The sequence below is a fragment of the Methylobacterium sp. CM6257 genome, assembly GCF_054611515.1.
Map to the genome: position 1 here is coordinate 5,362,006 of NZ_CM137735.1, position 13,104 is coordinate 5,375,109.

Annotated in this window: 11 protein-coding genes; 8 read left to right on the top strand and 3 right to left on the bottom strand. The window is 70.2% G+C overall.

The annotated features are described in order from the left end of the window. Positions 1 to 59: 59 nt before the first annotated feature. From ACYCO6_RS26125 to ACYCO6_RS26135, 3 genes are all read left to right on the top strand, one after another. Positions 60 to 1,523, top strand: a complete 1,464-nt coding sequence (locus ACYCO6_RS26125) for a sensor histidine kinase (RefSeq protein WP_459764739.1) — start codon at positions 60 to 62, stop codon at positions 1,521 to 1,523. Then, positions 1,508 to 2,911 (top strand): sigma-54-dependent transcriptional regulator, encoded by a 1,404-nt coding sequence (locus ACYCO6_RS26130; protein WP_459764741.1) that lies wholly within the window; start codon positions 1,508 to 1,510, stop codon positions 2,909 to 2,911. Before ACYCO6_RS26125 ends, ACYCO6_RS26130 begins: the two co-directional genes overlap by 16 nt. A 148-nt stretch (positions 2,912 to 3,059) precedes the next feature. Continuing rightward, on the top strand, positions 3,060 to 4,385 hold the full coding sequence (locus tag ACYCO6_RS26135) for an MFS transporter (protein WP_459764743.1): 1,326 nt from the start codon (positions 3,060 to 3,062) through the stop codon (positions 4,383 to 4,385). A 15-nt stretch (positions 4,386 to 4,400) separates the two neighbouring features. On the opposite strand, the gene ACYCO6_RS26140 is transcribed toward ACYCO6_RS26135, so the two are convergent. Continuing rightward, positions 4,401 to 4,631: a hypothetical protein gene (locus ACYCO6_RS26140; protein WP_459764745.1), complete on the bottom strand. Its 231-nt coding sequence runs from the start codon at positions 4,629 to 4,631 to the stop codon at positions 4,401 to 4,403. A 171-nt stretch (positions 4,632 to 4,802) separates the two neighbouring features. Between ACYCO6_RS26140 and ACYCO6_RS26145 the strand changes: the two genes are divergently transcribed. The 3 genes from ACYCO6_RS26145 (at position 4,803) to eda (ending at position 8,729) form a co-directional block, all read left to right on the top strand. Next, a complete protein-coding gene (locus tag ACYCO6_RS26145; RefSeq protein WP_459764747.1) occupies positions 4,803 to 5,924 on the top strand; it encodes an asparaginase in 1,122 nt (373 codons plus the stop codon). A 326-nt stretch (positions 5,925 to 6,250) separates the two neighbouring features. Then, complete coding sequence (gene edd, locus ACYCO6_RS26150; RefSeq protein ID WP_459764749.1) at positions 6,251 to 8,077, top strand: phosphogluconate dehydratase; 1,827 nt, start codon at positions 6,251 to 6,253, stop codon at positions 8,075 to 8,077. Positions 8,078 to 8,099: 22 nt separating this feature from the next. Next, positions 8,100 to 8,729, top strand: a complete 630-nt coding sequence (eda, locus tag ACYCO6_RS26155) for a bifunctional 4-hydroxy-2-oxoglutarate aldolase/2-dehydro-3-deoxy-phosphogluconate aldolase (RefSeq protein WP_459764751.1) — start codon at positions 8,100 to 8,102, stop codon at positions 8,727 to 8,729. A 228-nt stretch (positions 8,730 to 8,957) separates the two neighbouring features. Here eda and ACYCO6_RS26160 read toward each other — a convergent pair whose 3' ends face one another. Beyond that, the gene (locus ACYCO6_RS26160; RefSeq protein WP_459764753.1) at positions 8,958 to 11,069 is read right to left on the bottom strand and encodes an ABC transporter ATP-binding protein/permease; all 2,112 of its coding nucleotides are present in this window, start codon (positions 11,067 to 11,069) and stop codon (positions 8,958 to 8,960) included. A 151-nt stretch (positions 11,070 to 11,220) separates the two neighbouring features. Further along, positions 11,221 to 11,538 (bottom strand): hypothetical protein, encoded by a 318-nt coding sequence (locus ACYCO6_RS26165; RefSeq protein WP_459773737.1) that lies wholly within the window; start codon positions 11,536 to 11,538, stop codon positions 11,221 to 11,223. A gap of 287 nt (positions 11,539 to 11,825) precedes the next feature. Here ACYCO6_RS26165 and ACYCO6_RS26170 point away from each other — a divergent pair, with 287 nt between their 5' ends. Together ACYCO6_RS26170 and ACYCO6_RS26175 are read left to right on the top strand one after the other, a co-directional pair. Then, positions 11,826 to 12,458 carry a 2OG-Fe(II) oxygenase gene (locus tag ACYCO6_RS26170; protein ID WP_459773739.1) on the top strand — a complete coding sequence of 211 codons (633 nt, stop codon included), beginning with the start codon at positions 11,826 to 11,828 and terminating at the stop codon, positions 12,456 to 12,458. Between the two features lie 22 nt (positions 12,459 to 12,480). Then, a complete protein-coding gene (locus ACYCO6_RS26175; protein WP_459764755.1) occupies positions 12,481 to 13,104 on the top strand; it encodes a peptidase inhibitor family I36 protein in 624 nt (207 codons plus the stop codon).

Consider the following 13,104-nt stretch of genomic DNA (forward strand, 5'->3'; position numbering starts at 1 on the left):
CCGGGCGGCCGGGACGCCGCCGGAGGAACTGCCCGCGCCGTGCCCCACCGGAATCCGCCGTGACGGCCTACAGCCTGCGCGCCCGGCTGCTCGCCTTGTGGGTCCTGCTGCTCGCGTCCGCGGTCGCCACCGCGTACCTGATGTTCGGCGTCTACAGCCAGTCGACGGGTGTCCAGGTCGCCCAGACCGAGATCGCCGTCGGGCGGGCCTGCCGCGAGATCCTCGACCGGTACGCCGCTCTGGTGCGCACCGGCGGGCGCGGCATCGCCGAGGGTGAGTTCGGCGGTGTGCTCGGGGCGGCGCTCGGCGGGTTCGCAGGGATCGAGGGCGGGATCTGGAGCGCGGCGGACGGCTCCGTCGCCTACGCCTATCCCACTTACGAGGGGACCGGCCCGAAGACAGACCTCCCGGCCGCGGAGCACGATACGATCGCGGCGTTGAATGCACAGGTCCTGCGCGTCGACCACACCGTCTCCGTCCGCCGCCCGAGCCGCACGCAGGTGCTCCTGCTCCAGGGATGCCCCCTGCACGGCCCGGAGCCGGGGCTGACCGCCTGGACCATGGGGCGCGCGCACGTCAACGACGGGCCCACCTACACGCGCTTCCTGGCGGGTCTCGGTTTCCTGGCCGTCACGGTGCTCGGCTCCGCCGCCTTCCTCGGCTGGTTCCTCTACGGGTTCTCCGGCCGGGTCGCACGGCTCGAAGCCGCGCTCGCGGCGCCGCGCTCGGACGGCGAGGATTTGCCGCGCCTCGGCCGGACTGGGGAACGCGAATTCGACCGCTTGGTCGACGCGCTCAACGCCGCGGGTGGGCGGCTGCGGGAGGCTCGCGCCCGGGCCGTAGCCGCCGAGCGCCTGGCCGCCTTCGGGCGACTTGCGGCCAGCGTCGCCCACGAGATTCGCAATCCGATCGCCGCGATGCGGCTCAAGGCCGAGAACGCCCTGGTCAGCGGCGACCCGAACCGCGCCGCCATCGCACTGGAGACGGTGCTGGGTCAGATCGCTCGGGTCGACACATTGCTGCGCGATCTCCTCAACCTGACGCAGGCGCGCTCGCTCAACCGCACGCCCACCGCTGTGGCGCCGCTCCTGGCGGATTGTGCCCGCCTGCACGAGGATCTCGCGAGTGACCGCGCGCTCCGGATCGAGACCGAGACCGGGGGGCTGCCCGGGAGGGATCACCCGCATATCGACCGCGGCCAGATCGCCGGCGCTCTGGACAACCTGCTGCTGAACGCGCTCCAGCACACGCCGCCGGGCGGCCGGATCCGGCTCGGTGCCGCGCGGGTCACGATCGACGGCGCCGTGCGCCTGTACCTGTATGTGAGCGATACCGGGCCGGGCATCGATCCGGCGATCCGCGCGACGATCTTCGAGCCCTTCGTCACGGGCCGGGCCGACGGGACGGGCCTCGGGCTCGCGATCGTGCGCGAGATCGCCCGGGCCCATCGCGGCGAGGTCAGGCTGGTCGAGGACGAGCCCGAGACCACCTTTCTCCTGGACCTGCCATGGCAACCATCCTGATCGTCGACGACGACCGGGCCCTGCGCGAAGGGCTCGCCGAGACCGTGGCCGACCTCGGCCACACGCCCCTTCCGGCCGCCTCCGGCGCGGAGGCGCTGGCGCGGCTGCGCGAGGGCCCGGTGGCGGCGGTGCTGCTCGACCTGCGCATGCCGGGCGACCTCGACGGGATGGCGACACTGGAGCGGATCTGCGCACTGCCGGACCATCCGCCCGTGACCGTGCTGACCGCCTTCGCGAGCCCGGCCAACACCATCGAGGCGATGCGCCTCGGAGCCCACGATCACCTCACCAAGCCGATCGGCCGCGCCGACCTCGCCGGCGCCCTCGACGCGATGCTGCGCACCGCACGGTCGGATCCAGGCGGCCGGCCGGTGCAGGCCGGACATCCGGGCCTCGTCGGGTCCAGCGCGAGCATGCGGCGGGTCCAGAAGACCATCGGGCTCGTCGCCGACACCAACTCGACCGTGCTGATCCGCGGCGAGACCGGTACCGGCAAGGAGGAGGTGGCGCGGGCTCTGCACGCCTTCTCCCGGCGGCGGGCGCGGCCGTTCATCCCGGTGAATTGCGCGGCCATCCCGGGCGATCAGCTGGAGAGCGAGCTGTTCGGGCATGTCCGAGGGGCGTTCGCCGGCGTGGCTGCGGACCGTGCGGGCGCCTTCCATCAGGCCGAGGGCGGCACCCTGTTCCTCGACGAGATCGGCGACATGCCGACGGCCATGCAGGCCAAGATCCTGCGCGTCATCCAGGACTGCGTGGTGACACCGCTGGGCGGCCGGTCCGCGCGGGTCGATGTCCGCTTGGTCGCCGCCACGCATCGCGACCTGCCCGCGCTGGTGGCCGAGGGCCTGTTCCGCGCCGACCTGTATTATCGCCTCAACGTCGTCCCCATCGACCTGCCGCCGCTGCGCGAGCGCCTGGCCGACATCGTGCCGCTGGCCGAATGTTTCCTCGCCCCGTCGGGCAAGCGCCTGAGCGGGGGCGCGGCGTCCCGCCTGCTGGTCCACGACTGGCCCGGCAACGTGCGCGAGCTGCGCAACGTCGTGGAGCGGGCGGCGGTGCTGGTGCGGGGTGGGGTGATCGCCCCCGGGGATATCGACCTGCCGGTGGACCGGCCGGCACCGCGGATAGAGGACGGATCTTGCACGGACTGGCTGTCGGGCGACCTGCCCGGAGCGGTCGCACGCCTGGAGCGGACGATGATACGCGCGGCGCTGCGTGAGGCGGATGGAAATCGGGCCCGGGCGGCGCGCCGCCTCGGCATCCAGAGGCAGCTCCTCTATGCAAAGATCGAGCGCTACGGCCTCGGCGCGTCTGGGACCGACCTGTCGGGAGACACGACGGTCGATGTCGGGAATCCTGACGCTTCCGAGGGCTGGGACCGGGGCTAAGCCCCTCACAAAGCACGGAATCGCGAGCAGCCCGGGTTCGGGAAGCGAGACGCGGGAACCGATCCGATGCGCGGGCGTCAAGCACCGCGTGTGCCGCGCCGGCCGGGTTTCGGGCTGGCGGCGCCATCCGTCGGGGGACTGACATACAATGCAGGGAATCGAGACCGCCGGATCGGCGCGGAGCGCGGGCACGCGGACGCCTTCGGCCAAGGCGCTGGGCGGCCTCGACGCGCTGAACTTCTTCCTGGCCGACGTGCGCGACGGGCTCGGCCCGTACCTTGCGATCTATCTCATCGCGGTGCGCGGCCCGGACCAGGGCTGGAATGAGGCGACAACCGGCCTCGTGATGACCATCGCGGGGATCCTCGGCCTCGTGGCCCAGACGCCGGCGGGCGCCCTCATCGACGCCACCAACCACAAGCGGGCCGTGGTGATCGGCGGCGCCGTCGCGGTCACGGCGAGCTGCCTGGTCCTGCCGTTCATCGCGAACTTCTATCTGGTGACCGTGACGCAATCGATCGCCCACGTGGCCGGCACCATCTTCCCGCCGGCGCTGGCCGCGATCACGCTGGGACTCGTTGGGCCGAAGCTGTTCGCCAAGCGGATCGGCCGCAACGAGGGCTTCAACCACGCGGGCAACGCGGTCTCGGCCGCGGTGGCGGGCGGGCTCGCCTACTTCTTCGGGCCGGTGGTGGTGTTCTGGCTCATGGGCATCCTGGCGGCCCTGTCGATCGGCGCCATGCTGATGGTTCCGGCCGATGCCATCGACAACGACCTCGCCCGCGGCATGGCCGAGGCTGAATCGCAGGGCCACGAGAAGCCCTCGGGCCTCGCCACCCTGTTGCAGAACCGGGCGCTGCTGCTCTTCGCCGTGCTCTGCGCGATCTTCCACCTCGCCAATGCCGCGATGCTGACCTCGGTGGGCCAGCTCCTCACGCATCTGTCCGGCAAGGACCACGCGACCTCCTTGATCGCGGTCTGCATCGTGGCGGCGCAATGCGTGATGGTGCCGGTGGCGATCTTCGTCGGCGCCAAGGCCGACGTCATCGGCCGCAAGCCGATCTTCCTGGCGGCCTTCGGGGTCCTGGCCGTTCGGGGCGTGCTCTACACGCTCTCGGACAACCCGTTCTGGTTGGTCGGCGTCCAACTCCTCGACGGGGTCGGCGCGGGTGTCTACGGTGCGCTGTTCCCCATCGTCGTGGCGGACCTGACCCGCGGAGGCGGCCGCTTCAACGCGGCCCAGGGCGCGGTCGCCACCGCTCAGGGGATCGGCGCCTCATTGAGCGCGACGCTCGCCGGCGTGATCATCGTCTCTACCGGCTACGCCACCGCCTTCCTGGCGCTCGCGGCCATCGCGGCGCTGGGCTTCGTGCTCTATCTCATGCTGATGCCGGAGACCCGGGGCGCCGTCGCAGCCGGGAGCAAGCCGGAGGGTGGCGGCCGCCTAAGCCCCGCGGTTCCCGCGCGCGCCTGAAGGCGGCGACCCGGCTCAGGTCGCGGCGGCGAGCCCCGGCTCCGCCGCGAGCGCGGGGACGAGTGTCGCCGCGGTCGTCGGCTCGGGCGGGGCCTTGCGCGAGACGTAGTAGAGGTCGACGGCGCGCCAGAACGCGCTCTGCTCCTCGACCGAGCGTCGGGCGAGGGACTTCTCAAGGATCGACATCGCGGCCCGCGCGGGCTCGCTCCGCTCGAGTTCCTCGAGCAGGCCGGCGAGATGCAGCATGGGGGCTTACCTCCGGACGGGCAGCAACCCCTGACAACGCCCCAGCTTGGCTGAAGATCCGGCCCGGCTGTGGTCGAGCGGGTCCGCACGATCCTTGCCTGAGGCGGGCACGCGGCTACCATCGCCGCGTCGAGTCGCACTCGTCACCTCTTCAACCTTCGAGGATCACCGATGTTCTCCTGCCGAAGCGGCGCGGCCCTTCCCCTGCGCGGGGCGGCCTTCGCGCTGGCCCTCGCCAGCTCCCTCGGGGCGAACCCGCTCCTCGCCCGCGAGATGCCGGAGGCCGGCACCGCAGCGGAGGCGAAGAAGCCGAACGTCGTGATCCTCGCCACCGGCGGCACGATCGCGGGCGCCGGGGCCGACGCCGCCAACAGCGCCACCTACACGGCCGCCAAGGTGCCGGTGGACAAGCTGATCGCGGCGGTCCCGCAGATGAGCAACGTTGCGAACGTGCGCGGCGAGCAGGTCTTTCAGATCGCCTCGGAGAGCTTCACGGACGCGCAGCTCGTTCAGCTCGGCAAGCGCGTCTCCCAGCTCCTGAAGCAGGACGATGTCGACGGCGTGGTCATCACGCACGGTACCGATACCCTGGAGGAGACCGCCTTCTTCCTCGACCTCGTGATCAAGAGCGACAAGCCGATCGTGGTGGTGGGCTCGATGCGGCCCTCGACGGCAATCTCGGCTGACGGTGCCCTCAACCTCCTCGACGCCGTGACGGTCGCGGCCAGCAAGGAGGCGGTGGGTCAGGGAGTCACCGTGACGATGAACGACTACATCCAGTCCGGCCGCGACGTGAACAAGCGGACGAACGTCGTGCCCAGCGCCTTCTACAGCCAGTGGGGCCCGCTCGGCATGGTCGTCGAGGGCAAGACCTACTTCTTCCGCTCCCTGTCGAAGCGCCACAACACGAATTCCGAGTTCGACATCGACCAGATCGACAGTCTGCCGCTCGTGGGCATCGTCTACGGTTCGGGCAACATGATCCCCGGCGTCTACGACGCGGAGGTCCAGGCCGGCGCCAAAGCGATCGTGAATGCCGGCACCGGCAACGGCTCGGTGCCCGGCTACCTCGTGGACAAGCTCAAGGACATCCGTTCCAAGGGCACGATCGTCATCCGCTCGTCGCGGGTGCCGGACGGCTTCGTCCTGCGCAACGCCGAGCAGCCCGACGACAAGTACGATTGGGTCGTCGCCCATGATCTCAACCCGGCCAAAGCCAAGATCCTGGCGGCCGTGGCGCTCACCAAGACGAACGACACCAAGGAGCTGCAGCGGATCTTCTGGGAGTACTGAGGGCGATCACGCTTTGGCCCGGTGCCCCGGCCGATCCCTTCCATCCCCCTCATCCTGAGGTGCTGCGTCGCAGCCTCGAAGGAGCCCTCCAGCTGGCTGCGCACCCTGGAGCCCTCCTTCGAGGCATCCGCTGCGCTCCGGTGCCTCTGGATGAGCTCGGAGGACGGGACAGCCGTTCTCGGATCTGCCGGGCGGTCCCGCGCGTCGGCCGGGTTACATCCCGCGGCGCACCCCTTAGATACCGGCCACCGACGCGGCCGCGGAGGCCGAGCCCGGATCGCGGCACCAGCCTTGCGCCCGTCGGCACCGAGCCTGGAGGAACGAGCATGACCGAGCTTCATCCCGAAGTCGCCGCGGTCACCGAGCGCGTCGTGGCGCGCTCCCGCGAGACCCGGCGCGCCTATCTCGACCTGATCGCCCGCGAGCGCGAGGCGGGGGTGCGGCGCGGCAAGCTCGCCTGCGGCAACCTCGCCCACGGCTTCGCGGCCGCCGGCGAGGACAAGGCGGCGATCCGCGACGAGCGGACGGTGATGAATATCGGCATCGTCACCGCCTACAACGACATGCTCTCTGCGCACCAGCCCTACGGGCGCTATCCGGACCAGATCAAGCTGTTCGCCCGGGAGCGCGGCGCCACCGCTCAGGTAGCGGGCGGCACGCCGGCCATGTGCGACGGGGTCACGCAGGGGCAGACCGGCATGGAGCTGTCGCTGTTCTCCCGGGACACGATCGCCCTCTCGACCGCGGTGGGCTTAAGCCACGGCATGTTCGACGGCGCCGCCCTGCTCGGCATCTGCGACAAGATCGTACCGGGCTTGCTGATCGGGGCGCTCCGCTTCGGCCACCTGCCGACGATCCTGATCCCGGCCGGGCCGATGCCCTCCGGGCTCGCCAACAAGGAGAAGCAGCGGATCCGTCAGCTCTACGCCGAGGGCAAGGTCGGCCGCGCGGAGCTCCTCGAATCCGAGTCCGCCTCCTACCACGCGGCCGGAACCTGCACGTTCTACGGCACCGCCAACTCGAATCAGATGATGATGGACATGATGGGCCTGCACATGCCGGGCGCGTCCTTCATCAATCCCGGCACCAAGCTGCGGCAGGCCGTGACCCGGGCGGCGATCCACCGGCTCACCGAGATCGGCGCCGCGGGCAACGACTACCGGCCGCTCGGCCTGTGCGTCGACGAGAAGGCGATCGTGAATGCGGCCGTGGGCCTGCTCGCCACGGGCGGCTCGACCAACCACGCGATCCACCTGCCGGCCATCGCGCGCGCGGCCGGCATCGTCATCGACTGGGAGGATATCGACCGCCTCTCCAGCGCCGTGCCGCTGATCGCCCGCGTCTACCCGAACGGCGCCGGCGACGTAAACCACTTCCACGCCGCCGGTGGCATGAGCTTCGTGATGGCGGCCCTGCTCGACGCGGGCCTCCTGCACGACGACATCCTGACCGTGGCGGGCCAGTCGCTCCGCGACCACGCCCGCGACCCGAAGCTCGCGGGCGAGGATCTGGTCTTCGAGGACGCCGTCCCGGAGAGCCTCGACGACACGATGATCCGCCGGCCCGACAAGCCGTTCCAGCCCGACGGCGGCATGCGGCTGGTGAAGGGCAATCTCGGCCGGGCGACCTTCAAGACCAGCGCCGTGGAGGAGCACCGCCGGACCATCGAGGCCCCGGCCCGTGTCTTCTCCGACCAGGACGAGGTGCTCAAGGCCTTCAAGGCCGGCGAACTGGAGCGCGACGTCGTGGTGGTGGTCCGGTTCCAGGGCCCGAAGGCCAACGGCATGCCGGAGCTGCACAAGCTCACCCCGCCCCTCGGCGTGCTCCAGGACCGCGGCCACAAGGTCGCGCTGGTGACGGACGGGCGCATGTCGGGGGCGTCCGGAAAAGTCCCGGCCGCCATCCACCTGAGCCCCGAGGCGCTCGGCGGTGGCCCGATCGGGCGCATCCGCGACGGCGACATCGTCCGGCTCAGCGCCGCCGACGGCCTGCTGCAGGTGCTGGTCGCCGACGATGAGTTCGCCGCCCGTCCGGAGGCCGAGGCGCCCGTGCCGGCACAGGGCACCGGACGGGAGCTGTTCGCGTTCATGCGCCAGGGGGCCGACACGGCGGAGCGGGGCGCTTCGGCGATGCTCGCCGCCGCCGGCCTCTGACGCCGTACAGGAGTTGCCGATCATGAACGATCTGACCAGCATCGACGCGCTGATGCGCTCCGTGCCCGTCATTCCGGTCCTGGTGATCGACGACGTGGCCCAGGCGCGGCCCATCGCCGAGGCTCTCGTGAGGGGCGGGCTGACCGCCCTCGAGGTCACCCTGCGCACGCCGGCCGCCCTCGATGTCATCCGGGAGATGACCCGGGTCGAGGGCGCGGTGGTCGGGGCCGGCACGGTGCTCAATCCCCGCGATCTCGACAATGCCCTGGCGGCGGGGGCCGAGTTCATCGTCTCGCCGGGTCTTACGGATCCGCTGACCGACGCCGCCAAGGCCAACGGCGTTCCCTACCTGCCGGGCGTCGCTACGGCCGCCGACATCATGCGGGGGCTGGACCACGGGCTGGACCGGTTTAAGTTCTTCCCGGCCGAGGCTGCGGGTGGGATCAAGGCGCTGAAGGCACACGCCGCCGTCTTCGGGCAGGTGCGGTTCTGCCCGACGGGCGGGATCACCGATGCAACCGCCCCGGACTGGCTGGCGATCCCGTCGGTGCTCTGCGTCGGCGGCAGCTGGGTCGTGAAGCCCGGCACGCCCGATCCGGCGGCGATCGAGCAGGCGGCCCGGACGGCTGCGGGGCTGCGGAAGGCGGCGTAAGCGCCGTCAGGAGCCGCATTCGGCGAGACCTGTAGAGCGTCGGAATCCCCACCCACGCCCTCATCGTGAGGTGCTGAGCAGCAGCCGCGAAGGAGCCTCCAGGGATCGCGGAGCCAGCCGGAGGGTTCCTCCGAGGCCCGCTTAGGCGGGCATCTCAGGATGAGGGTGTGGGTGGGAGGTCCCTACAACCGAGCGCAGGCTGATCCTCACCCCCCCTGCGGCCGCTCGCTACTCCGCCGGCAGCGGCTGCCTCTGTTCCCGCGGGGTGAACACCCCACCCTCCGGCTCCAGCGCGATGCGCCGGTCGTGGAACGCGTCCAGCGTCGAGCGGTGGCCGATCGACACGATGGTCGTCCCGGGCAGCCGCTCGCGCAGCATCCGGTAGAGCGCCGCCTCGGACGGCTCGTCCAGCGAGGCCGTCGACTCGTCGAGGAACAGCCATTCCGGCTTGGCCAGCAGGGCACGCGCGATGGCCAGCCGCTGCTGCTCGCCCCCCGACAGACGCCGCTCCCAGGCATCGGTCTCGTCGAGACGATCCACGAGATGGGGCAGCTGGGCCGCCGCCAGGGCGTCCTTGATCGCCGCGTCCGAGAACTGGTCGGTGGTGTTCGGATAGACCACCGCACCGCGCAGCGTGCCGAGCGGGATGTAAGGCCGCTGCGGCAGCAGCAGCGCCGACTGCCCGGCGGGCACGTCGATCCGGCCCGTGCCGAACGGCCAGATGCCGGCGATCGCGCGGAACAGGGTCGATTTGCCCGAGCCAGAGGGACCCGTGACCAGCGTCGCCCCGCCGCGCGGCAGCGTCAGCGCGTCGGCCGTGACGATCGGGCGCCCGTCCGGCAGGGCCAGGGCCAGCCCCCGGGCGGTAACGTCGCCCGTGCTCTCGTTGCCCTGGACCAACCCGTAGCCCGCCGCCTCCAGCGCCTCGGCCTTAGTCATGGCGCGCCGGAAGGAGCCGAGACGGTTGGTGTTGGCCTTGTAGGCGGCCAGCGTCGTGTAGGAATCGACGAAGAAGGACAGCGAGCTCTGCACCTGCCCGAAGGCCTGCGACGTCTGCTGTAGCGCGCCCAGCGTGATCTTCTTGGCGAAGAACGAGGGTGCCGCGATCACCATCGGGAAGATCACGCTCGCCTGACGATAGCTGAACGTGAAGGCGATCAGCTTGATGCGACGGAAGATGATCCCGACGTAGTTCTCGATCACGCGGTGGAACAGCGTTGCCAGACGCGAGGCCTCGGCGCGCTCGCCGCGCAGCAGCGCGATCTGCTCCGAGTAGATGCGGTTGCGGGCGAGTGCGAAACGGAAATCCGCCTCCACCTGCTCCTGCCGGAAATCGAGCCCGATCAGCGGGCGGCCGATCAGGTGGGTGAGCCACGTGCCAACCACCGCGTAGGCGATCACCAGCCAGACCAGGAAACCCGGCACCACGGTATCAGTGAATGGCAACACGAAGTCGCGCGACAGGGTCCAGAGGATCACGATGAACGACACGAGCTGCGCCGCTTGGCTGAGCAGCCGGATCGACAGGGTCGTGGTCTGGACGATGAAGCTGTTGATGTCGGCCTGGATACGCTGATCCGGGTTGTCCGCCTCCTCGTCGGTGAAGGGGATCCGGTAGTGCGTGCCGTTGCCGAGCCAGCGCTCGTACAGGCTATGGGTCAGCCACGTCCGCCAACGGATGAGCAGCGAGGAATCCACGAACAGGTCGAACATGCCGATCGCGATGTTCAGCGTGGCCAGCGGCACGAACACCCAGAGCAGCTGGTACCAGAACCCGGCTGCGTCGTATTCCTGCAGTGCGTTGTAGATGTCGCGGTAGAAGAAGTTGAACCGCAGCGTCAGGGCGACGTCGGCGAAGTTCACGAAGATCGATAGGGCGACGAGGTTGCGTCCGATCCGGCCCTCGGTGGTGCCGAACCAGCGGAACAGGCCGATCTCCCGGGTGGGCTTGTCGCGGTTGGCGAAATACGGGTCGGCGATGTTGGTGATCGCCCGGATCGGCTCGAGATACGAGATCCCCAGCACGATGGCGGCGAACACCACCGCGCCGGTGGCGGCAAAGGCCGGCGGCAGCAGGGCCGCGATCACCGGCGGAAGCAGGCCCATGGCGGCGATCGTCTTCGAACCGGCGAGTAGCAGGTAGCCGACGCCGTAGACCGAGACGAAGACCTTCAGGTAGGCCGAGATGCCGTTGGAGGCGACCAGGATGCCCGCCATGACGAAGCCGGCAAGCGACACATAGAGCGGCGGGCTGGGAACACCCGGGAGTGCCAGCAGGATCAGCGCGGCCACGGCCGTCAGCACGGCCTGGATCCCGAGCCCGGTCCTGAGTGCAGCCACGCGTATCTCCTCGTCCCGTACGCGCCCGGCAGGGGGCGCAGCCCGGCGGCCTTGGGCCCGGCTGATGGCGAGATAGTGGCACTTGCCCGGCGCTGTCGCGTGAAACTTTCGTCACGTACACGCGCTGCGGCGATTTAGGCCGGCGGCGCGATCACCAGTTCCATTCCTCGAAGCCCGGCTCGCGGCAGTGATAGCCGATCGGACATTGCGGGTTGTCGCGGGTGGGGACGAAGCGCAGTTCGGCGATCTCCGACGCGCTGCACTGGCCCGGCCCGCTGACGAAGCGCTCCGGCGCGGCCCCGGCGGCGATCACTACGTCGCCCTCGCTCTTCACCAGGGCCATCGCTTCCGAGCAGCTCATCCGCATGGTCGCCGAACCGCGCGGCGGGCGCGATTGGGCGAACGCTTCCGCCCCGGTCGCAACGGCGACCAGGTGTGAGCACAACAAGGCGAGGGCCAACGGCCTCATCAGGAACGGGTTCCACACGCGCCCGGGAAGAAAGCCCGCGGGCATTGCACCATCCTGCACGGCCGGGTGGCCCGAGACTGTCACCGGAATGTGCCACCGCACCGCTTTCGCCGTCGGACCGCCGCAATCGGCGGATTATGAGATTCCCGGACCGCCGGCAGATGCTGAGATCCGCGGCCGAGAAGCCCGCGCGAGCGAGCCCGGCCCAGCGTCCCGCCGGCTCTCCGGCACGCGCCTCCGGCGCCCGGCGTGCCGGCTGCCCCGCGCCGGAGCCAAGGGACCCAATGATGTCCGCCCTCTCGATCCTCGATGTTGCCGCGGTGCGCGCCGCGCCCGTATCCCGCGAGCCCTACCCCTATACCCTGGGCACCAACGTCCTGAATGCCGACGCGATTGACGCGATCCGCCGCGACTTCCCCGACATCGCCAAGCCCGGCTACCTCACCGTGGACGAGGTCGCCCTCAAGGGCCGATTCAAGGTGCTGATCGACGAGCTGGAGAGCGATGCGTTCTCGGAGATCCTCGGCGAGAAGTTCGGGATCGACCTCGTCTCCTGCCCGCGCCTCACCACCATCATGCGGCAGAGCCAGCTGAAATACGGCTCGATCCACACCGACGGGCCGTCGAAGGTGCTGACGCTTCTGATCTACATGAACGACGCCTGGGACGCCCCGGCCGCCGGCCGCCTGCGCGTCCTCTACGATGGCCGCAACTACGAGCCCTTCGCGGTCGAAGTGCCGCCGACCATGGGCACGATGTTCGCCTTCCTACGCGCCGACAATTCGTGGCATGGTCACGAACCGTTCGAAGGCGAACGGCGCGTCGTCCAAGTCGCCTGGCTTAAGGATGCGGCAGAACTGGAGCGCAAGCGCAAGCGGAACCGGACGGCACAGTTCCTGAAGGGGATCTTCGGACGCTGATCGGGATGACGGGGGGAGGAGTATGGGGGCGTTGGTGCTGGCCGATCCGGGAGACGGAGCGCGGGCGAGTGCCAAGCGCCGCTTTGCCGTGCCCCTGCTCCTCATCGTCGGTTGGATCGGCCTGTTCGCCTACAGCGCAGCCTATTTGACCGAGGACATGCCGTTCCGCCCGCAGGCACCCGAAACAGGGATATCCTCCGAAGGATCGTCCGGCCCTCGGGCCACCGCGCGCCGAGTCGTGACACTCGATCTGCCCGCCGAATCGGCCCCCGACGATCATCAGGACGCAGACGCACCGGCCGCGACGGCCGCCGCGATCGCCCGGCCGCCAGCCTCGCCGAGCTTGGTCAACACCGAGTATGTCGGTGTGTGGGGACCGACTCCCGCTGCATGCGGGGCACCGTCGCGCCGCCGCGGCTACATCCCTGCCATCATCACCGCGGATCGCGCGCGCGCCGGCCGCACAATCTGCACCTTTCACGACACACACCGCGTCGGCAACACCTGGGTCACATCGGCCGAGTGCACCGACCGCGGCCGGCGCTGGTCCTCGCAGGTCCGCCTGACCGTGGAGGGGGACCATCTCACGTGGTCGAGCAACCGCGGCAGCGCGACCTACCTGCGCTGCAGCCGGCACGCCGGCTGA

What these genes read in the sequence shown, in the direction of transcription:
- edd (WP_459764749.1), top strand. Translation starts at nt 6,251, where the DNA reads ATGACCGAGCTTCATCCCGAAGTCGCCGCGGTCACCGAGCGCGTCGTG.
- ACYCO6_RS26165 (WP_459773737.1), bottom strand. Translation starts at nt 11,538, where the DNA reads ATGAGGCCGTTGGCCCTCGCCTTGTTGTGCTCACACCTGGTCGCCGTT.
- ACYCO6_RS26135 (WP_459764743.1), top strand. Translation starts at nt 3,060, where the DNA reads ATGCAGGGAATCGAGACCGCCGGATCGGCGCGGAGCGCGGGCACGCGG.
- ACYCO6_RS26145 (WP_459764747.1), top strand. Translation starts at nt 4,803, where the DNA reads ATGTTCTCCTGCCGAAGCGGCGCGGCCCTTCCCCTGCGCGGGGCGGCC.
- ACYCO6_RS26130 (WP_459764741.1), top strand. Translation starts at nt 1,508, where the DNA reads ATGGCAACCATCCTGATCGTCGACGACGACCGGGCCCTGCGCGAAGGG.
- ACYCO6_RS26140 (WP_459764745.1), bottom strand. Translation starts at nt 4,631, where the DNA reads ATGCTGCATCTCGCCGGCCTGCTCGAGGAACTCGAGCGGAGCGAGCCC.
- ACYCO6_RS26175 (WP_459764755.1), top strand. Translation starts at nt 12,481, where the DNA reads ATGGGGGCGTTGGTGCTGGCCGATCCGGGAGACGGAGCGCGGGCGAGT.
- ACYCO6_RS26170 (WP_459773739.1), top strand. Translation starts at nt 11,826, where the DNA reads ATGTCCGCCCTCTCGATCCTCGATGTTGCCGCGGTGCGCGCCGCGCCC.
- eda (WP_459764751.1), top strand. Translation starts at nt 8,100, where the DNA reads ATGAACGATCTGACCAGCATCGACGCGCTGATGCGCTCCGTGCCCGTC.